The sequence below is a fragment of the Bradyrhizobium sp. Ec3.3 genome, from assembly GCF_000472925.1.
Classification (GTDB): domain Bacteria; phylum Pseudomonadota; class Alphaproteobacteria; order Rhizobiales; family Xanthobacteraceae; genus Bradyrhizobium.
Genome location: NZ_AXAS01000044.1, coordinates 1 through 18,753, shown reverse-complemented (window position 1 = coordinate 18,753; position 18,753 = coordinate 1). Strand labels below are relative to the sequence as shown.

Below are 18,753 nucleotides of genomic sequence, written 5' to 3'. Positions count from 1 at the left end.
ACGTCGCATGCGCGCCATGATGCGGTTGATGCTGGTCGCAATAATCGCGGGAGGCATCGCGCCCGCCGTGTCGTACGCGGCAGAGGAGCCGCCTGCGACGCAAGCCGAGCCGAACGCGCCGCCGTCGCCGACGCCGGCCGTGCCGGTGGTGCCGAAGGACGCACCACCGCCGCCGTCGGTCACCATCATCGGGGCCAGCGACGCGCATGGCGTGCTCGGTCGCGACGTGCGCAGCGCCGCCGATGAGGACATGGGACGCATCGTCGACGTCGTCGTCGATCGCACCGGCAAGGTGCGTGCGGCGGTGATTGATTTCGGCGGCTTCCTTGGCGTCGGCAGCCGCAAGATCGTGGTCGACTGGAACGCGCTGCACTTCGGCAAGATCGCCAACAAGAAAGACAGCATCAGCCTGGAGCTGACCAAGGCGCAGGTCGCGGCTGCGCCGGAATACAAGGAGGACACACCGATCGTCGTGCTGGGCGCCTCCGGCACCCTGCAACCGCTGCAGTTCATTCCGTAAGGAAGGGAGGGCAGACTGCCGGTGCGCTTGTCCAGGAAGCCGAGCCATCCGAGCGATGATCAACGTGGCCGAGCTGAGAGCCGCAACGCTGTCCCTGCGCTTGCGCAACCGGTCCCGTCGAAGCAAAGCCTGCGGGCGCTGGACTGGTTCATCTTCTTCCTGGCCGACGTGCAGACCGGCTTCGGCCCGTTCATCGCGGTCTATCTCACGACGCAGAAATGGACGCAGGTCGAAATCGGCCTCGTGCTGTCGATTGGCGGCATCGTCGGCCTGATCGGCCAGGTGCCGGGCGGCGCGATCATCGATGCCGCGAAATCCGAGCGGCTGGTCGCGGGGCTGGCGATTGCGACCATCGGCTGCTGCGCGCTCGCTTATGCGGCGATGCCGATCTTCCCGGTCGTGGTGACGGCGGCCACCCTGCATGCCGCCGCGAGCTGCGTGTTGGGGCCTGCGATCGCTGCGATCAGCCTCGGTCTCGTCGGCCCGTTCGCGATCGGCGAACGGCTCGGCCGCAACGCGCGCTTCGCTTCACTCGGCAATGGCGTCGCCGCTGCAGTGATGGGCACCGCGGGCTATCTGCTGTCGAGCCGCTCGGTATTCCTGGTCACTTTCCTGCTCGCGATCCCGACCCTGATCGCCTTGTCGCGGATCCGCGAGGAGGAGGTCGACGTGGCGCGCGCACACGGCGCGATGCCGCGCGAAGCCACCGAGGCCGCGGACACGAATGTGTGGCACCTGTTGAGGCAGCGGCCGCTGTTGATCTTCGCCTGCAGCGTGTTGCTGTTACAGCTCGCGAACGCGGCGATGCTGCCCTTGATGGCGAGCGTGGTGACGACGCGGTCGAGCCAGTGGGCGACCGTCCTGATCGCGGGCTGCATCATCGTGCCGCAGGCGATCGTTGCGCTGATGTCGCCTTCGGTCGGGCGCAAGGCGCAGGCCTGGGGCAGGCGGCCGCTCCTGCTGATCGGATTTGGCGCGCTCGCGATTCGCGGCCTGTTGTTCGCGACCGTCCGCGATCCCTATCTCTTGGTGCTGGTGCAGGTGTTCGATGGCATCACGGCCGCGGTGTTCGCGGTGATGATTCCGCTGATCGTTGCCGACGTCGCCTTCGGCAGCGGCCATTTCAATCTTGCGCAGGGAGTCGTGGGAACCGCGACCGGCATCGGTGCGTCGCTGAGCACCGTGCTCGGCGGCTTCATCAGCGACAGGTTCGGCAGCAGCACCGCCTTCGTCGGCCTCGCCTGCGTCGCGGCAGTCGGGCTCGTCCTGATTTTCCTGGTGATGCCGGAGACGCGGCGCAGGGCGCGTTGAGCATAAAAAAAGGCCGGCCGAAACGGATTCGGCCGGCCAGTTGGGAAGATGGCAGGGAGGAAGAAGTCAGGCGTCGAGATTGTGCAGGCGCTGACGGTTGCGCAACACGATCTGACGGGCACCGGAGAAGCCCAGGATGCCCTGGGAATGGAGCTGCGACAGCGCGCGCGACACAGTCTCCAGCGTCAGGCCGAGATAGTCGCCGATGTCGCGGCGGCACATCGGCAAGGCCATCATGCCGGCAACAGCAAGCCGGCGGTCCATTTCGAGCAGGAAGGTCGCAACCCGCTCCATCGCGGTCTTGCGGCCAAGCAGCAGCATGTGGTCCTCGGCGTGGCGCAGCTCGCCCGCGGTCATCGCCCAGAGCTTGCGGGCGACCTGCACGTCGGTGCCGGCGGCCTTCTCGAGGCTGGAGCGCTTCACGAGGCGCACGGTGGTGTCGATGATGGCCTCGGCGGCCAGACGATGTGTGGCGCCGGATTCGAGGCCGAACACGTCGCTGGGGAGATGGAAGGCGCCGATCTGGCGGCGGCCGTCGGAGAGGAGCTTGTAGCTGCGCACCGCGCCGGAGACGACCTGGTACACGTATTCTGCAGGCTCGTCCTCGCCGTAGATCTCCTCGTCCTTGCGGTAGGAAAACTCGGTGGCGACAAGACCGACATGGCCGGTGATGGCGCCGAACTGATCGGAAACGTGATGCGCGGCGGGGGCGATCTTGCTGCCGTGAACCTGGGTGTTGAGCGACTGGGTGAGCATGTTGGCCATCTCCATTTCAGATGGCAGATGGTTACCGCGGGTCACGGGGCGTGAAAATTTCGAGCGATATCTTAAGGAGGTGTACCTACGTAGATTCCCGTAGGTCAGCCCTCGAGGTCAACTTTTGGGCTTGCCCTGGATGGCGCCACGGATGCGCTTGATGAGATTCTCGTCGAGAAGCGGCTTCAAGATCACGTCCTTGATCCCGACCGCGGCGGCCCGGGTCGAAATATTCTCGTCCGGATAGCCCGTGATCAGGATCACGGGCGTGTCTTCCTCCGACTTGCGCAAGCGCCTGGCGAGCTCGACACCGTTGATATCGGGCATCTTGTAGTCGATCACGTAGCAGTCCGCGCCAGGAGAGTTCGGGGCATTCAGCAATGCCGTGGCATTCCTGAAGGTCCGCACGGCGAAGCCGTCCGTTTCCAGCAGGAATCGCAGTGATCCCAGGACGGCATCGTCGTCGTCGACCACATAGACGGTAGGCTTGAGTGGGGACGACATCGGATGCCGCTCATGATGCAGGCTGATCTCGGTCATGGCAGCCTTGCTAGCACGCGGCGAGGGGACGGACTTGACATGCCTCAAGTCGAAGCCGCCTCAATCCTTGAGCATGCCGGCGCGCATCGCCAGCCGCACCAGCTCCGACAGGCTGCCCGCCTGCATCTTGGTCATGACGTTCGCCCGATACACTTCGATGGTGCGCGGGCTGATGTCGTATTCGCGGGCAATCAGCTTGTTGGAGAGGCCCGCGATCAACCCTTCCATGACCTGGCGCTCACGCGGGCTGAGCGAGGCCACACGCGCGGCGATATCCTGCGTGATCGCCTCGCTCTTGGCAGCAGGCTCGGCCTGGTGGATCGCGGCTTCGATCATCGCGGTCAGGCGATCGTCATCGAACGGCTTTTCGAGGAAATCGACGGCGCCAAGCTTCATGGCTTCGACCGCCAGCGGAACGTCGCCATGACCGGTCATGATCAGGATCGGGAATGGGCTTTGCGTGGCCTTCATACGCTTCAAGAGCTCGATCCCGTCAAGCCCGGGCATGCGCACGTCGGAGACCACGCAGCCGAAGGAGAGGCCCGGCAGCGCATCGAGGAAGCTCTGCGCCGTCTCGAACAATCGGACACTGAAGCCGGACGAATCCAGCAGGAAGTTCAGCGAATCCCGCATCGCCTCGTCGTCGTCGATGACGTAGACATGTCCTTTGGTGGTCATTGATCAGTTCTCGTCGGCTGCCGGCAAGGTGAAACGAAACGTCGCGCCGCCCGATGCGTTGCTCGCGGCCCACATGCGGCCGCCGTGAGCCTCGATGATCGAGCGACTGATGGAGAGTCCCACGCCCATGCCGGTCTCCTTGGTCGTGAAGAAGGTCTGGAACAGGTTCGGTATCACGTCGTCGTGGAAGCCGGATCCCGTATCGGCGACCTCGACTTCGATCATGTCGTCGGCCACCTCGGTGTTGGTCACGACGAGCTCGCGCCGTGGCGATTGCGCCATGGCCTCCAGCGCGTTGCGGAACAGGTTGACCAGCACCTGCTGGATCTGCACGCGGTCGGCCAGCACGAGGTCGGCTTCCGAATTGAGGTTGAAGCGGAGCTGGACGTTCTGCTCGCGCGCGCCGGCAAGGCCGAGGGCGCCGGCTTCTTCGATCAGCTTGGAGAGGCTCTCGACCCGCTTCTCGGATTCGCCGCGCGAGACGAAATCGCGCAGGCGGCGGATGATCTGGCCGGCGCGCAGCGCCTGCTCGGCGGCGCGGTCCATCGCGTTCTCGATCTTTTCGATGTTCGGATCGCTGCTGCCCGCCAGCAGCCGGCGCGAACCCTTCATATAGTTGCTGATGGCCGCCAGCGGCTGGTTGAGCTCGTGTGCGAGCGCCGAGGCCATCTCGCCCATCGCGCTCAGGCGCGAGACATGGACGAGCTCGGACTGCAATTCCTGGAGCCGCGCCTGGGTGTGCTGGTGCTCGGTCATGTCGCGGACGAAGCCGGTGAAATAGGGCTCGCCGCCGGATTGCATCTCGCCGATCGACAGGTGCATCGGAAACGTCGTGCCGTCGCGCCGCTTGCCGGTGACGATGCGGCCGATGCCGATGATGTGGGGATCGCGCGTGGTGCGATAGCGGGCGATATAGCTGTCGTGGCGGGAGCGGTCGGGCTCGGGCATCAGGATGCTGACGTTCTGGCCGATCGCCTCATGCTCCAAATAGCCGAACAGGCGCTCGGCGGCCGTGCTGAACAGCTGGATGATGCCATGGCCGTCGATGACGATCATGGCATCGGGGATCGTGTGCAGGATCGAGCGGAGATGAGTCTCGCGCGTGCGCAGCGCCTCCTCGACCTGCTTCTCCTCGTCGATGTCGAGGAAGATCCCGCTGAGATGGCGTGCGCTACCGGCTTCGTCCCGGATCAGGCCGGCGCGGGCCCTGATCCATTGCCCTCTGCCGGAATCGGCGATTCGGAACGACACGTCGAAGCCGCCGCCGCGCTCGGCGACGCGCCTGATCGCAGCTTCGACCCGCTCGCGGTCTCTCGGCTCGAGGCGCGACAGGAAGATCTCGTAGGTGACCGGCTGGTCGCGGCCGACGCCGAACATGGCCCCGGCCGCATCCGACCACTCGAATTCCTGCGTCTTGAGGTCGAGGTCCCAGGTGCCGACGCCGAATCCCTCGATCCGGACCCGGAAATGTTCGCCCCGACCGTCATCTGCCGGATGAGTTACGCGGGTCGGGCTCAATTTTCTTCCATCCTGTCGTGGGTCCGGGGGGCGCGGTTCCGGCTGCAATTTCGCGCATGGCCGCCTCGGAGGCAAGTTCGGCGATCGGCTACCTCGCGACAGGTTGAACGGTCCAGCCGCGGTCCGAACCGTCTGCGGGCTTGATCTATCTCATCCCGCGCCCGCCGCGGCACGCCTAGCATGGCCAACATCGGCAGGTTCGGGAGACATGGAATGACATACGCGACCGTCATGGTCAGCCTGGCGCTTGGTCAGCCCAACGAGGCGAGGCTTCAGGTCGCGGGCGAGCTCGCGGAGCGCTTCGAGGCGGCGATCGTCGGCGTTGCTGCGGCGCAGTTCGCGCCGCCGCTCTATTTCACCGACGGCGCCGAGGCCCAGCGTCTGATCGACCGGGGCGAGACCTCGGTCCGGCAGCGCCTTGCGGAGCTGGAGGGGCAATTCCGTGCCGCAACCAGGAATCGCGGCGGGCACGTCGAGTGGCGCGGCGCGGTCGATTTCCCGGCGCGTTACGCGCTGCAGCAGGCGCGTTGTGCCGACATCATCGTCAGCGGCGGGCAAAGCCCGGCCTTCTCGGACGCCTTCTCGCTTGCGAGCCCCAAGGATCTGGTGATGCAGGCCGGCCGTCCGCTGCTGGTCGTGCCCGACAGTTTCAACTGGCTCGATCTGCGCAGCGTGCTGGTGGCCTGGAAGGATACGCCGGAGGCGCGGCGGGCGGTCGTCGATTCACTGCCGCTGCTGCGCAAGGCTAGGGAGGTCACGATCGTCGCTGTTCCGGAGCCGGATGACGATCGCCCGGCGGTGCTGGCCTCCGTCACCGACGTCGTTTCGTGGCTCGCCCGCCATGGCATCACGGCCACCGCCCGGGTGTCGGAAGCGGGCCGGAACGAAACCGCGGCTGACCATTTCGATCAGTTGGCTGCCGACGTCGGAGCCGGCCTGATCGTCGCCGGCGCTTACGGCCATTCAAGGTTCCGCGAATTGGTCCTTGGCGGCGTCACGCAATATCTGCTCACCCAATCAACCCGTTGCGTGCTGCTGTCGCACTAACATCGGTTGACTGAAAGACAATCAGAGGACGCGCCGTGTACAGATTCCTTGAACAGACCACCGACGGCTACATGACGCGCAACGTCAAGACGGTTGTGCGCGACCTCAACATGCTCGAGCTCAGCGAGATGTTCGAGCGCGACGACTTCAACGGCTATCCGGTCGAGGAGGACGGGCAGGTCGTCGGCATCGTCACCAAGTTCGACATCCTGAAATGCTTCGCGTTCACGCCGAGCCAGATGGTGCCGCGCTATCTCGACCTGATGAATCGCAAGGTCGGCGACGTCATGACGCCGGAATTCATTTACGTTCACCCCGATACGCGGTTGACCCGCGTGCTCCAGCTCATGGTCGAGCATCGGATTCGGAGCATCATCGTGCTCGACGGAACGCAGAAGCTCGTCGGCATCATTGCGCGGGAGAACGTCATCACCGCGCTCAAGGCGACCTCGCGCGACTAGCACTTCGGCTGGATCATTTTTGCGACATCCGGGCTCCGTGAATTTGCCGGAGGCGCGGTCCGTCGTGCGCGCGAAAAACCCACGTAAGCGGCTGATATTGCTTCGCGATGTCCTGTCGATCGGGGCCGCCGGAAATCCGACTATCTTGATTTCAATCAATTCCCCGCGAGTGTGAATATGGTTTCTGGCTGCGTGTTCTTTCAGAGAGAATCCGCATGAGCCAGCCCTCCATTTCCAAATCCATGACCATCGGTGAAAGCGGCCTGGCGGTAGTGTTCGCAGTCACCGCCTTCCTCTGCGTGGTCGCGGCAGCCAAGGCGCTCGACGCGCCCTTCGCCTTCCATGCATCGCTGAGCGCTGCGGCGAGCATCGCGGCGGTCTTCGTCATTCTCAACCGCTACTTCGAGCGCCCGGCGGCGCTGCCGCCTGCGGAGATCAACGGCCGGCCCAACTACAATATGGGGCCGATCAAGTTCTCCGCCTTCATGTCGATGTTCTGGGGCATCGCCGGCTTCCTGGTCGGCCTGATCATCGCCTCGCAGCTCGCCTGGCCAGCGCTCAACTTCGATCTGCCCTGGACGAGTTTTGGCCGCCTGCGTCCGCTGCACACCTCGGCGGTGATCTTCGCGTTCGGCGGCAACGTGCTGATCGCATCCTCTTTCTACGTCGTGCAGAAGTCCTGCCGTGTCCGGCTTGCCGGTGAACTCGCGCCCTGGTTCGTCGTGGTCGGCTACAACTTCTTCATCCTCGTCGCCGGCACCGGCTATCTGCTCGGGGTTACCCAGTCCAAGGAATATGCCGAGCCGGAATGGTATGCGGACCTCTGGCTGACCATCGTCTGGGTAGTCTACCTGCTTGTCTTCCTCATCACGGTGATTAAGCGCAAGGAACCGCACATCTTCGTCGCGAACTGGTTCTATCTCGCCTTCATCGTGACCATTGCCGTCCTGCATCTCGGCAATAATCCCGCGCTTCCCGTCTCGGTGTTCGGCTCCAAGTCCTACGTCGCCTGGGCTGGCGTGCAGGATGCGATGTTCCAGTGGTGGTACGGCCACAACGCTGTCGGCTTCTTCCTGACGGCCGGCTTCCTTGCCATCATGTACTATTTCATCCCCAAGCGCGCCGAGCGGCCGGTCTATTCCTACCGGCTGTCGATCATCCACTTCTGGTCGCTGATCTTCCTCTACATCTGGGCCGGCCCGCACCATCTGCACTACACCGCGCTGCCGGACTGGACGCAGACGCTCGGCATGACCTTCTCGGTGATGCTGTGGATGCCGTCCTGGGGCGGCATGATCAACGGCCTGATGACGCTGTCGGGCGCCTGGGACAAGCTGCGCACCGATCCCGTGCTGCGCATGCTCGTGGTCTCCGTCGCCTTCTACGGCATGTCGACCTTCGAAGGCCCGATGATGTCGATCAAGGTCGTCAACTCGCTCAGCCACTACACTGACTGGACCATCGGCCACGTGCATTCCGGCGCGCTCGGCTGGGTGGGCTTCGTCTCCTTCGGCGCGCTGTATTGCCTCGTGCCGTGGGCCTGGAACCGCAAGGGCCTCTACAGCCTCAAGCTCGTCAACTGGCACTTCTGGATCGCGACGCTTGGCATCGTCCTCTACATCTCGGCGATGTGGGTGTCCGGCATCCTCCAGGGCCTGATGTGGCGCGCCTACACCTCGCTCGGCTTCCTCGAATATTCCTTCATCGAGACCGTCGAGGCGATGCATCCCTTCTACGTCATCCGTGCGGCCGGCGGAGGGCTGTTCCTGATCGGCGCGCTGATCATGGCCTACAATCTCTGGATGACCGTGCGCGTCGGCGAGGCGGAAGTGCAGATGCCCGTCGCTCTTCAGCCGGCGGAATGAGGAGCTCAGCAATGTCGTTCTGGTCACGCCACCAAATCTTCGAAAAGAACTCGATCATCCTGGTCGTCGGCATCCTGCTGGTGATCTCGATCGGCGGTCTCGTCGAAATCGCGCCGCTGTTCTACCTCAAGAGCACCATCGAGGTGGTCGACGGGGTCAGGCCCTATACGCCGCTCGAGCTCGCCGGCCGCAACATCTACGTCCGCGAGGGCTGCTATCTCTGCCACTCGCAGATGATCCGTCCCTTGCGCGACGAGGTCGAGCGCTACGGTCACTTTTCGCTCGCTGCCGAGAGCATGTACGACCACCCGTTCCAGTGGGGCTCCAAGCGTACCGGTCCGGATCTTGCCCGCGTCGGCGCCAAATATTCCGACGACTGGCACGTGACCCATCTGACCAACCCGCGCGCCATCGTGCCGCAGTCGGTGATGCCGGGCTATCCGTTCCTGGCCGAGAATGAAGTCGATCCCGCCACGATTGCCGATCACATGCGGACGCTCAAGGCCGTCGGCGTGCCCTACAGCGACGACCAGATCGCCAATGCGGCCAATGACCTGAAGGCGCAGGCCGATCCGGACAATGCCGGCAGCGATGCCTTCACCAAGCGCTACGCCAAGGCGGTGGTGCGCAACTTCGACGGCAAGCCGGGCACGCCGACCGAGATGGACGCGCTGATCGCCTACCTCCAGATGCTCGGCACGCTCGTCGACTTCAAGCTCTACAACGAGAAAGCCAATCTCCGCTGAGAAGGCATGAACGATGAAAGCAATTCTGACAGTCCATAACTTTGCGTCCGATCTCGTGACGACGATCTGGACGCCGGTCTTCGTCGCGATCTTTCTCGCGATCGTCGCCTACGCATTCTGGCCGCGCAACAAGGCCGCTTTCGACGAAGCGGCGCGACTGCCGTTGCGCGAGGAGTAAGGGATCATGACCGACCACGGTGAATTCGACAGCGTCTCCGGCAAGACTACGACCGGACACGAATGGGACGGTATCAAGGAGCTGAATACGCCCTTGCCGCGCTGGTGGCTGGTGACGTTCTACCTCACCATCGTCTGGGCGATCGGCTACTGGATCGTCTATCCGGCCTGGCCGCTCATCACAACCAATACGCCCGGTTTGTTCGGCTATTCGACGCGCGCCAACCTCGCAGTGGAACTCGCCAACCTCGAGGCGGCCCGCGGCGAGAAGATGGCGGCGCTGGCTGCCACCCCGCTCGCCGACATCGAAAAGGATCCGGCGCTGCTGGCGCTCGCGCGTGCCAAGGGCAGGGTCGTATTCGGCGACAATTGCGCGCCATGCCACGGCAGCGGTGCCGCCGGCGCAAAGGGCTTCCCGAACCTCAATGACGACGACTGGCTGTGGGGCGGCACGCTCGACCAGATCATGCAGACCATCCAGTATGGCGCGCGGTCCGGCCATGCCAAGACCCATGAGGGCCAGATGCTCGCCTTCGGCAAGGACGGCGTGCTGAAGCCCGACGAGATCGTCACGGTCGCCAACTACGTCCGTTCGCTCTCGGGCCTGCCGACCCGGCAGGGCTTTGATGCCGCCAAGGGCGAAAAGATCTTCACTGAGAACTGCGTCGCCTGCCATGGCGACGGCGGCAAGGGCAATCAGGACATGGGCGCGCCCAACCTGACCGACAAGATCTGGCTCTACGGCTCGGACGAGGCGACCCTGATCGAGACCATCAGCCAGGGCCGCTCCGGTGTCATGCCGGCGTGGGAGGGACGGCTTGATCCGGCCACCCTCAAGGCGATGGCGGTCTACGTCCACTCGCTCGGCGGCGGCAAGTAAGCGAAGGCTGCTTATGCAATCGAGGGGGCGGGGAAACCCGCCCCCTTGAGCTGGATCAACTGCACGGTCGGAGTTCGATCTAGGTTCAATCGTACCCGCTAACGGACCCAGCGATGAACAAGGCCGTGAACGAGCTCAAACTGGAAGATGATTACGGGCCGCTCTACGCGTCCCGCAAGAAAGTCTACCCCCAAAGCGTCTCGGGCACGTTCCGCCGGACCAAATGGGGGCTGATGGCCTTCTGCCTCGGCGTCTACTATCTTCTGCCGTTCGTGCGCTGGAACCGTGGCCTGGGCGCCCCCAGCCAGGCGGTGCTGATCGATCTGCCCAACAGCCGCTTCTATTTCTTCTTCATCGAGCTGTGGCCGCAGGAGGTCTATTACTTCACCGGCCTGTTGATCGTCGCTGCGGTGGCGCTGTTCCTGATGAACTCCATCGGCGGCCGCATCTGGTGCGGCTATCTCTGTCCGCAGACGGTCTGGACCGACCTGTTCTACGCCGTCGAGCGCCTGATCGAGGGTGATCGGCGTGAGCGCATGAAGAAGGACGCCTCGTCCGACCCGATGAAGCTCGAGCGCATCTCCGAGATCGTGCTCAAGCATTCGATCTGGCTCCTGATCGCCTGGTGGACCGGTGGCGCCTGGGTGCTCTACTTCAATGATGCGCCGACGCTGGTGAAGGAGCTCGTCACCTTCCAGGGGCCGATGATCGCCTATATCTGGATCTGCATCCTCACCGCGACGACCTATCTGCTCGCCGGCTACATGCGCGAGCAGGTCTGCACCTATATGTGCCCGTGGCCGCGTATCCAGGCCGCGCTCACCGACGAATGGGCGCTCAACGTCACCTACCGCTACGACCGCGGCGAGAAGCGCACGTCGGTCAAGAAGGCCGCCGAGCTGCGCGCGCTCGGCGAGCAGGTCGGCGACTGCATCGATTGCTACCAGTGCGTCGCGGTCTGCCCGACCGGCATCGACATCCGCAACGGGCCGCAGATGGAATGCATCCAGTGCGGCCTGTGCATCGATGCCTGCGATACCGTGATGGCCAAGATCGGTCGGCCAACCCGTCTGATCGCCTATGACAACGACATCAACATCCAGCGCCGCCAGGAAGGCAAGCCGCCGATCTATCGTATCGTGCGGCCCCGCACCATCGTCTACAGCGCGATCATCGCGGTCATCGGCGGCATCATGCTCTATGCGCTGCTGACCCGCAGCCTGCTCGACGTCAACGTGCTGCACGACCGCAACCCGATCGCCGTCAAGCTGAGCGACGGTTCGATCCGCAACGCCTACACGGTACGGCTGCTCAACAAGCGCGGTTTCGACCGCGTCATCGCGATCGATGTCGAGGGGCCGGTGAATGCGACGGTCCACGTCGTCGGCGTCGATTCCGTGACGCCGGACCGGCCGATGGTCGTGATCGGTCGCGACCAGACCGCGGAATTGCGGCTGCTCGTGACGGCGCCGGCCGAACTCAATCCGGAGAAATCGATCCCGGTCCATTTCCACGTCACCGATATCGGGCTCGGCGAGGTCGCCTCCGCCACCGACAATTTCGTCGCGCCCTGAGAGCATCGTTTGGAGTTCGCCATGGCATCCGCCGCACCGAAGCCCCTGACCGGCACCACGGTCCTCATCATTCTGGTTGCGTTTTTCGGCGTCGTGATCGGCGTCAACGTCACCATGATGAAGCTTGCGATCGCGACGCTTCCCGGCACCGACGTCGACAGTCCCTATGCGGCCGGTCTCACCTACGAAAAGGAGATCGCGGCGGCGCGGGGGCAGGCGGAGCGGAAGTGGCAGGTCGACGCGAAGATCCAGCGCAGCGCCGATGGCGGCGCGACGGTGCGGATCGAGGCCCGTGACGCCACCGGCCGGCCGGTCACCGGCCTGAAATTCTCAGGACGGCTGGAGCGGCCCACCGACAAGCGCGCGGACTTGTCCGTCGATCTCGCCGAGATCGGTATCGGGGTCTATGGCGGCAACGCGGCGGCCGTGGCGCCCGGCCAGTGGGATCTCGTGCTCGAGGGCGATGCGCGCGGCGAGCGCATGTTCATGTCGCGCAATCGCGTGATCCTGAACTGAAGGAATTCCTCATGCAGGTCTCGCGCGACTTCTCCCATTATGTCCGTGCCGCGGGTGAGGGGCTGCAGCACATCGATCTCGCCGTCGAGGGCGTGCACTGCGCCGGCTGCATGGCCAAGATCGAGCGCGGTCTTTCCGCCATTCCCGACGTGACGCTGGCGCGGGTCAACCTCACCGACCGTCGCGTCGCGCTGGAATGGAAGGCAGGCACGCTCGATCCCGCGCGCTTCATCGATCGGCTCGAAGAGCTCGGCTACAAGGCCTATCCTTACGAGACGGCAAGCGCGGAGGCGACCGAGGTCGCGGAGTCGCGCTTCCTGCTCCGTTGCCTTGGCGTTGCGGCCTTCGCCACCATGAACGTGATGATGCTGTCGATCCCGGTGTGGTCCGGCAATGTCAGCGATATGCTGCCCGAGCAGCGCGATTTCTTCCACTGGCTTTCGGCGCTGATCGCGCTGCCGGCGGCGGCCTATGCCGGCCAGCCGTTCTTCCGCTCGGCCTGGCGCGCGCTGTCGGCGAAGACCACCAACATGGACGTCCCGATCTCGATCGGGGTGATCCTGGCGCTCGGCATGTCCGTGGTCGAGACCATCCACCACGCCGAGCACGCCTATTTCGATGCCGCGATCATGCTGCTGACGTTTCTCCTGGTCGGGCGCGTTCTCGACCAGAACATGCGACGGCGGACGCGTGCGGTTGCGGGCAATCTGGCGGCGCTGAAGGCCGAGACGGCGAGAAAGTTCGTCGGGCCCGACGAGATCTCGCAGGTGCCGGTCGCCGCGATCAATCCGGGCGACATCGTGCTGCTGCGGCCCGGCGAACGCTGCGCGGTCGATGGCACCGTGATCGAGGGCCGTTCGGAAATCGACCAGAGCCTGATCACCGGCGAGACGCTCTATGTCACGGCTGACACGGGCACGCCGGTCTACGCCGGCTCGATGAATATCTCCGGCACGTTGCGGGTGCGGGTCTCGGCCGCCTCGGAAGCGACGCTGCTCGCCGAGATCACGCGCCTCCTTGACAACGCGCTCGAGGCGCGCTCGCGCTATCGGCGGCTCGCGGATCGCGCATCGCGGCTCTATGCGCCGGTGGTGCATGCGACCGCGCTCCTCACCATCCTCGGTTGGGTATTGGCTGGGGCAGGCTGGCACGATGCGATCGTCACCGGCGTCGCCGTGCTGATCATCACCTGTCCCTGTGCGCTCGGACTTGCGATCCCGACGGTGCAGACGGTGGCCTCGGGCGCAATGTTCAAGTCCGGCGTGTTGCTCAACGCCGGCGACGCGATCGAACGGCTGGCGGAAGCCGATCACATCATCTTCGACAAGACCGGCACGCTGACGCTGCCCGATCTCGACGTAGTCAATGCGGCGGCGATCCCTGCCGATATCCTGGCGCTCGCCGGGCAGCTCGCGCTGTCGAGCCATCATCCCGTCGCAGCCGCGGTGGCGCAGGCTGCCCGTGCCAAGTCGCCGATCGTCGGCGCGGTGGAGGAGGCCGGGCAGGGCGTGCACGCGAGCGTCGACGGCGTCGAGATCCGTCTCGGCCGGCCGTCCTTCTGCGGTGCCGATGATCTTGCCCGGAGCAGTGTCGATCTCGACCCCGAAGCTTCGATCGTGGCCTTCAGCAGGGGCGCCGAAAAATTCGTCTTCACGGTGCGGCAAGCCTTGCGTCCGGACGCAGTCACGGTGATCGCTGCGCTGAAGGCGCGCAATGTCGGCATCGAGATCCTCTCCGGCGACCGCGAGCCTGCGGTAAGGGCGGCGGCGACTGCGCTTGGTATTCCCGAGTGGCGCGCCGGTGTCACGCCGGCCGACAAGATCGCGCGGATCGAAGAGCTGAAGCGGCGCGGCACGCGCGTGCTGATGGTCGGCGACGGCATGAACGATGCGCCCTCGCTTGCTGCTGCCCACGTCTCGATGTCGCCGATCTCGGCCGCGCATCTCAGCCAGGCAACCGCGGACCTCGTCTTCCTCGGCAAGCCCCTGGCGCCGGTCGTGACGGCCGTCGATTATGCCCGCAAGGCGTTGCACCTGATGCGGCAAAATCTCTGGCTCGCGATCGGCTACAACATCCTGGCGGTGCCGATTGCCATCAGCGGCGTCGTGACGCCGTTGATCGCGGCGGCCGCGATGAGCGGATCGTCCATCCTGGTCATGCTGAACGCGCTGCGCGCGCGCAGCGCCTCGCGGGGGATCACATCATGGAAGTCCTGATCATCCTGGTTCCCCTGGCGCTGGGGCTCGGCCTTGCCGGCCTCGCCGCCTTCCTCTGGTCACTTAAGAGCGGCCAGTATGACGATCTCGACGGCGCGGCATGGCGCGCGATCGCCGACGATGAGCCTCCGCAGGAGACGCAGCCTGACCTGCGGTCGGTGAAGCGCTAGGCATCGTTTTTGAGTGCAAGCGTCAGCAGTGCGGCGACGGCCAGCGCCGCTCCGACGCCGGTGACACAGGCCGTCCACCCATAAGTATCAAATAGCCGGCCAAGCACCGCCGTGCCGACGAGACCGCCGCTGAAATAGCAGGCCAGATACGTCCCGCTGGCGACGCCGCGGTGCTCGGTGGCCGCCTGTCCGACGAAGCCGGTCGCGGCGGCCTGGGCGAAGAAGGTGCCAACGCCAACCAACACCATGCCGGCCAGCACGTTGAGCAGATGCGCGGTCAACATCAAGGGCAAACCGAGCGCGGCAACGCCGAGCGCCGCCCAGATCGTCGGTCGCGTTCCCATGCGTGCTACGGCGCGGCCGGCGAGAAGGGTGGTGAAGACCGAGGGAAGGAAGACCAGGTAGACGAGACCTAGGTCCATCATGCCCAGCGACAACGGGGGCCGCACCAGCGCGAAATTGACGAACGTGAACGTGCCGATGAAGGCGAACAGGATGCAGAAGCCGAGACCGAAAGAGGCGCGCAGCCGCGGACTGCGCCAATGCGCCGACAGGGCATTGAGCGGGGACGCCGCCGGCGTCATCGTCTGCATCGGCCGGGCGCGCTGGATGGTGAAATAGACGAGCACGGCGCCCGCCAGATTGAGCGCAGCGAAGAAGTAGAAGTTCCAGGCCAAGCCGAGGCTGTCGGCGACCGCGGCCGAGACCAGCCGGCCGATCAGATTGCTCGCGACGTTGCCGGTGATGTACGCGGCGAACGCGCCGCCGGCATCCTCGGCGCTGCACCGCTCGCCGAGATAGGCGAGGGTCAGCGCAAAGGCGGAGGCCATGCAGAGGCCCTGGATGACGCGCAAGGCGGTGAACACCGCGAGGTTGGGCGCCCACGCGAGCAGACTGGTGGGGATGGCGAGCAGGGTCAGGCTGAACAGAATGCCCAGTCTTCGATCGATGCGCGGACTGAAGAAGCCGACCACGAGGCCAGCGACCGCCATCCCGAACGTACTGGCATTGACGGCAAAACCCATGGCAGCCGGCGTAACGCCGTAATGACGGGTCAGCGAAGGCAGGATCGCCTGTGTTGCGAACAGGTCGACGACGGTCAGGAACGCCGTGAGGCCGATCACGAGGGAGCGCAGGACCGCGCCCGGCGAATGCCCGTGCATCTCGATTCGCGATGGTTCGATCCGTGCAGACAAATGGGTCATGAGGCACCCTGGGGCGGTCATTCCGGGATGGTGCGTAAGCACCAGACCTCCGAGCGCAATTGCGCTTCGGGGAATCTCGAGATTCCGGGTTCGGCTCTTCGAGCCGCCCCGGAATGACGAGACGATGGATGAGGCACTCGTCACATGTTGTGGTCGCGCGGATCCTTGCGGACGTCGCCGACATAGAGAATGACGGTCTCCTTGCCGAGGTTCTTCCACCAGTGCGAGGTGCCGTAGACTTCGGGACGAAGATCGCCGGCCTTGTGCACGATCGGATCGATACAGTTGGAGGCGTATTCGACGATCTCGCCCTGCTGCACGAAGATCAGGGCAGGGCGGTCGTCGTGGCTGTGCCAGGGCACGATGCCGCCGGGCTCGATCGTCAGCTTGCGGAAGCGCAGCTCGCGCTCCCTGATGTTGGCGGGCTGTTTCTCGAGGTCGATCGAGCCGAGCGTGACGTCGGTGACGCCGACCGGCTTGATGTCGACCATCTGGCGTGCATTCGGCTTGATCTTGTCGGCCGGACATTCGCCAGCGAACGCCGGTTGCGCCACGACTGCGCCGGTGAGAGCAAGGCCCGCCCACACTGCGCGCGACAGGATTGGATTCTTGAACATGGAACTTCTCCTCTGTTGGCCGCGGCCTCGCTGATGGCCGGCTGTGGGATCAGCTTGGTCGAAGCGAGGGCTCCGATGAAATGCCGTCTCGCTCTCGACGCGATAGCCCTGCGCTATCGATAGGCGGAGGCTATCGAACCGATCGCGGATCGGCATTTGCGCTTTGGTGCGGTTCGGCATTCAATGTGTACTGACCCCGAGCTCGCGTGACCGGCCCTTGCGGGCGGTACCGCGACGAACCTAGTATTCGATCCGAAACGCCGGAGCGGAAAATGACGTCTCTCTCACCAGCCGATGCCGACCGGCTCAGGCTCGCCTTCCAGCGCTGCCGCGACATGGAAGGAACGCTGAACGAGCAGCTTCGCGCCTACGCCGATGCCGGCCGCGAAATCTTTCCGGCCTATGGCGCGGCGGTCGATCGTCTCGTGGTGAGATTGAACGAGAATGGCGGCGGCGAAAACGCACCGCGCTCCGGCGAGGCGATGCCGCCTTTCATCCTGCCCGACGAGAACGGCAAGCTGATCGCGCTGCCTTCGCTGCTGGCGCGTGGCCCGGCGGCCGTCATGTTCTTCCGGGGCCATTGGTGTCCCTACTGCCGGCTGAATGTGCGCGCGGTGACCGAGGCGCATGATCGCATCAAGGCGATGGGCGCGCAGATCGTCGCAATCATGCCGGAGACGCAGGAATATTCGGAGAGGTTCAAGGCCGAGTCCGGCGCGACGTTCCCGGTGCTCACCGATCTCGACAACGGCTATGCGCTCTCGCTCAATCTGGCGATCTGGCTCGGCGCGGAGATCCAGGGGCTTCTCTCCTACCAGGACATGGCCAAGTTCCACGGCAACGACGGCTGGATCCTGCCGATCCCCGCAGTCTTCGTCGTCGGCCGCCACGGCATCGTCAAGGCGCGCTTCGTCGATCCCGACTTCCGCAAGCGCATGGAGATCGATGATCTGCTTGAGGCGCTGGAGCAGGCGAGCAGGGAAAATTAGATTTCGACGATCTCGACCCACGGCCGATGCCTGACGCCTCGCCCGCTGCTCTCCGACGATTGGATGTCGAGGTCGAGCCGATGCCGTACGGATCGCTCGCTAAATTAGCGCAGCGTCTCGACCGTCGCGACGTGCTCACGAATGAGCCTCGCGATATCCGACGCATGGGTCGCGATCATGAAATGACTTGCGCCGGGTACGGTCACTAGCGACGATCTGGAGACCGCGTTAGTCAGCACCTCGGCGACGCGCTGAACGACTGGATGACCGCGCTCGCCTCGCACGAAGAGGCTTGGCGCAGTGATGCTCGCATAGGCGGCAAGCGGCACGTCGAAATCCCACGCCGACGACCAGTCGAGAATGTTCGTCGGCGTGGTGGCAGCAATGTAGTCCCGGGTCCGGGCTGGGAGGGTGTCAAAGCTGCCGTCGCCCCCGTAGAAGTCGATGATGCTCCGCGCAGCCAGCAGTTCTCCGTTGTCACACGAGCGGACATAAGCGTCGGCCATCGCGCGCACTTGCTCGTACAGCGCGAGATCGCCGGAGTGGCGAAGCAGATTGAACGGGGTCGCCTCGATCAAGGTCATGCTTGCGACCCTGGTCCGGTCACGGAGGACGGTCGCCAAGCATACCGTGGCACCCCACGAATGCCCAACGAGGTGGACAGCGCTGTTGGTGCGCTGGATGACGGCCTCGACGATGTCGATCTCCCGTTCGATAGAAATGTCGTCCGGGCTGCGGCGCTCTTCGGTGTCGCCATAACCGAGCAGGCTCGTTGTCACCGCCCGAAAGCTATCTCCTAAGAGAGCGATCACACCACGCCACAGCGCTCCCGTACTCCATGAGCCGGGCACGAAAAGAATGGTCGGCCCCGATCCTTGCTCGCGGTAGTCGATGCGTTTGGCAGGATATTCGACCATGGCTGCCCCCCGCACGTGGAGGTGTCCGTACCGAGAACGATACCACGAGC

At 64.6% G+C, this 18,753-nt stretch carries 20 protein-coding genes; 13 read left to right on the top strand and 7 right to left on the bottom strand.

Features of this window, described 5'->3' with window-relative positions:
* The first annotated feature begins 7 nt into the window (after positions 1-7).
* Complete coding sequence (locus YUU_RS0132060; RefSeq protein WP_027526025.1) at positions 8-520, top strand: PRC-barrel domain-containing protein; 513 nt, start codon at positions 8-10, stop codon at positions 518-520.
* Between the two features lie 21 nt (positions 521-541).
* Positions 542-1,831 carry an MFS transporter gene (locus tag YUU_RS0132055; protein ID WP_027526024.1) on the top strand — a complete coding sequence of 430 codons (1,290 nt, stop codon included), beginning with the start codon at positions 542-544 and terminating at the stop codon, positions 1,829-1,831.
* A 66-nt stretch (positions 1,832-1,897) separates the two neighbouring features.
* Here YUU_RS0132055 and YUU_RS0132050 read toward each other — a convergent pair whose 3' ends face one another.
* The 4 genes from YUU_RS0132050 to fixL form a co-directional block, all read right to left on the bottom strand.
* A complete protein-coding gene (locus YUU_RS0132050) occupies positions 1,898-2,587 on the bottom strand; it encodes a helix-turn-helix domain-containing protein (RefSeq protein ID WP_027526023.1) in 690 nt (229 codons plus the stop codon).
* 117 nt (positions 2,588-2,704) lie between these two features.
* Positions 2,705-3,127 carry a response regulator gene (locus tag YUU_RS0132045; protein WP_027526022.1) on the bottom strand — a complete coding sequence of 141 codons (423 nt, stop codon included), beginning with the start codon at positions 3,125-3,127 and terminating at the stop codon, positions 2,705-2,707.
* A gap of 60 nt (positions 3,128-3,187) precedes the next feature.
* Positions 3,188-3,805: a response regulator FixJ gene (gene fixJ / locus YUU_RS0132040; protein ID WP_027526021.1), complete on the bottom strand. Its 618-nt coding sequence runs from the start codon at positions 3,803-3,805 to the stop codon at positions 3,188-3,190.
* Between the two features lie 3 nt (positions 3,806-3,808).
* On the bottom strand, positions 3,809-5,323 hold the full coding sequence (gene fixL, locus YUU_RS0132035; RefSeq protein ID WP_027526020.1) for a sensor protein FixL: 1,515 nt from the start codon (positions 5,321-5,323) through the stop codon (positions 3,809-3,811).
* A gap of 213 nt (positions 5,324-5,536) precedes the next feature.
* Here fixL and YUU_RS0132030 point away from each other — a divergent pair, with 213 nt between their 5' ends.
* The 10 genes from YUU_RS0132030 to ccoS all read left to right on the top strand — a co-directional run bounded on the left by YUU_RS0132030 (position 5,537) and on the right by ccoS (position 14,975).
* Positions 5,537-6,370 carry a universal stress protein gene (locus YUU_RS0132030; RefSeq protein ID WP_027526019.1) on the top strand — a complete coding sequence of 278 codons (834 nt, stop codon included), beginning with the start codon at positions 5,537-5,539 and terminating at the stop codon, positions 6,368-6,370.
* Between the two features lie 35 nt (positions 6,371-6,405).
* Positions 6,406-6,831: an HPP family protein gene (locus YUU_RS0132025; protein WP_027526018.1), complete on the top strand. Its 426-nt coding sequence runs from the start codon at positions 6,406-6,408 to the stop codon at positions 6,829-6,831.
* A 215-nt stretch (positions 6,832-7,046) separates the two neighbouring features.
* A complete protein-coding gene (gene ccoN / locus YUU_RS0132020) occupies positions 7,047-8,696 on the top strand; it encodes a cytochrome-c oxidase, cbb3-type subunit I (protein WP_027526017.1) in 1,650 nt (549 codons plus the stop codon).
* Positions 8,697-8,707: 11 nt separating this feature from the next.
* Positions 8,708-9,442, top strand: a complete 735-nt coding sequence (gene ccoO / locus YUU_RS0132015) for a cytochrome-c oxidase, cbb3-type subunit II (RefSeq protein ID WP_027526016.1) — start codon at positions 8,708-8,710, stop codon at positions 9,440-9,442.
* Positions 9,443-9,455: 13 nt separating this feature from the next.
* Complete coding sequence (locus YUU_RS0132010; RefSeq protein ID WP_027526015.1) at positions 9,456-9,620, top strand: CcoQ/FixQ family Cbb3-type cytochrome c oxidase assembly chaperone; 165 nt, start codon at positions 9,456-9,458, stop codon at positions 9,618-9,620.
* 6 nt (positions 9,621-9,626) lie between these two features.
* A complete protein-coding gene (gene ccoP / locus YUU_RS0132005) occupies positions 9,627-10,499 on the top strand; it encodes a cytochrome-c oxidase, cbb3-type subunit III (protein ID WP_027526014.1) in 873 nt (290 codons plus the stop codon).
* A gap of 113 nt (positions 10,500-10,612) precedes the next feature.
* Positions 10,613-12,073, top strand: coding sequence for a cytochrome c oxidase accessory protein CcoG (gene ccoG / locus YUU_RS0132000; RefSeq protein ID WP_027526013.1), 1,461 nt, complete (start codon positions 10,613-10,615; stop codon positions 12,071-12,073).
* A gap of 21 nt (positions 12,074-12,094) precedes the next feature.
* The gene (locus tag YUU_RS0131995; RefSeq protein ID WP_035663965.1) at positions 12,095-12,589 is read left to right on the top strand and encodes a FixH family protein; all 495 of its coding nucleotides are present in this window, start codon (positions 12,095-12,097) and stop codon (positions 12,587-12,589) included.
* A gap of 11 nt (positions 12,590-12,600) precedes the next feature.
* On the top strand, positions 12,601-14,805 hold the full coding sequence (locus YUU_RS0131990; protein ID WP_027526011.1) for a cation-translocating P-type ATPase: 2,205 nt from the start codon (positions 12,601-12,603) through the stop codon (positions 14,803-14,805).
* On the top strand, positions 14,793-14,975 hold the full coding sequence (gene ccoS / locus YUU_RS0131985; RefSeq protein ID WP_027526010.1) for a cbb3-type cytochrome oxidase assembly protein CcoS: 183 nt from the start codon (positions 14,793-14,795) through the stop codon (positions 14,973-14,975). Before YUU_RS0131990 ends, ccoS begins: the two co-directional genes overlap by 13 nt.
* On the opposite strand, the gene YUU_RS0131980 is transcribed toward ccoS, so the two are convergent.
* Complete coding sequence (locus YUU_RS0131980) at positions 14,972-16,180, bottom strand: MFS transporter (RefSeq protein ID WP_027526009.1); 1,209 nt, start codon at positions 16,178-16,180, stop codon at positions 14,972-14,974. The genes ccoS and YUU_RS0131980 overlap by 4 nt on opposite strands.
* A gap of 140 nt (positions 16,181-16,320) precedes the next feature.
* Complete coding sequence (locus YUU_RS0131975) at positions 16,321-16,797, bottom strand: cupin domain-containing protein (protein ID WP_027526008.1); 477 nt, start codon at positions 16,795-16,797, stop codon at positions 16,321-16,323.
* Positions 16,798-17,069: 272 nt separating this feature from the next.
* Between YUU_RS0131975 and YUU_RS0131970 the strand changes: the two genes are divergently transcribed.
* Complete coding sequence (locus YUU_RS0131970; protein WP_027526007.1) at positions 17,070-17,786, top strand: peroxiredoxin-like family protein; 717 nt, start codon at positions 17,070-17,072, stop codon at positions 17,784-17,786.
* 104 nt (positions 17,787-17,890) lie between these two features.
* Here YUU_RS0131970 and YUU_RS0131965 read toward each other — a convergent pair.
* Positions 17,891-18,753: alpha/beta fold hydrolase (locus YUU_RS0131965; protein ID WP_156944610.1), on the bottom strand; the 863-nt coding region annotated here is incomplete at its 5' end.

Coding starts and splice junctions, on each gene's coding strand:
- YUU_RS0132060 (WP_027526025.1), top strand. CDS start 8: ATGCGCGCCATGATGCGGTTGATGCTGGTCGCAATAATCGCGGGAGGC.
- YUU_RS0132050 (WP_027526023.1), bottom strand. CDS start 2,587: ATGCTCACCCAGTCGCTCAACACCCAGGTTCACGGCAGCAAGATCGCC.
- YUU_RS0132045 (WP_027526022.1), bottom strand. CDS start 3,127: ATGACCGAGATCAGCCTGCATCATGAGCGGCATCCGATGTCGTCCCCA.
- fixJ (WP_027526021.1), bottom strand. CDS start 3,805: ATGACCACCAAAGGACATGTCTACGTCATCGACGACGACGAGGCGATG.
- YUU_RS0132030 (WP_027526019.1), top strand. CDS start 5,537: ATGACATACGCGACCGTCATGGTCAGCCTGGCGCTTGGTCAGCCCAAC.
- ccoN (WP_027526017.1), top strand. CDS start 7,047: ATGAGCCAGCCCTCCATTTCCAAATCCATGACCATCGGTGAAAGCGGC.
- ccoO (WP_027526016.1), top strand. CDS start 8,708: ATGTCGTTCTGGTCACGCCACCAAATCTTCGAAAAGAACTCGATCATC.
- YUU_RS0132010 (WP_027526015.1), top strand. CDS start 9,456: ATGAAAGCAATTCTGACAGTCCATAACTTTGCGTCCGATCTCGTGACG.
- ccoP (WP_027526014.1), top strand. CDS start 9,627: ATGACCGACCACGGTGAATTCGACAGCGTCTCCGGCAAGACTACGACC.
- ccoG (WP_027526013.1), top strand. CDS start 10,613: ATGAACAAGGCCGTGAACGAGCTCAAACTGGAAGATGATTACGGGCCG.
- YUU_RS0131995 (WP_035663965.1), top strand. CDS start 12,095: ATGGCATCCGCCGCACCGAAGCCCCTGACCGGCACCACGGTCCTCATC.
- YUU_RS0131990 (WP_027526011.1), top strand. CDS start 12,601: ATGCAGGTCTCGCGCGACTTCTCCCATTATGTCCGTGCCGCGGGTGAG.
- ccoS (WP_027526010.1), top strand. CDS start 14,793: ATGGAAGTCCTGATCATCCTGGTTCCCCTGGCGCTGGGGCTCGGCCTT.
- YUU_RS0131980 (WP_027526009.1), bottom strand. CDS start 16,180: ATGACCCATTTGTCTGCACGGATCGAACCATCGCGAATCGAGATGCAC.
- YUU_RS0131975 (WP_027526008.1), bottom strand. CDS start 16,797: ATGTTCAAGAATCCAATCCTGTCGCGCGCAGTGTGGGCGGGCCTTGCT.
- YUU_RS0131970 (WP_027526007.1), top strand. CDS start 17,070: ATGACGTCTCTCTCACCAGCCGATGCCGACCGGCTCAGGCTCGCCTTC.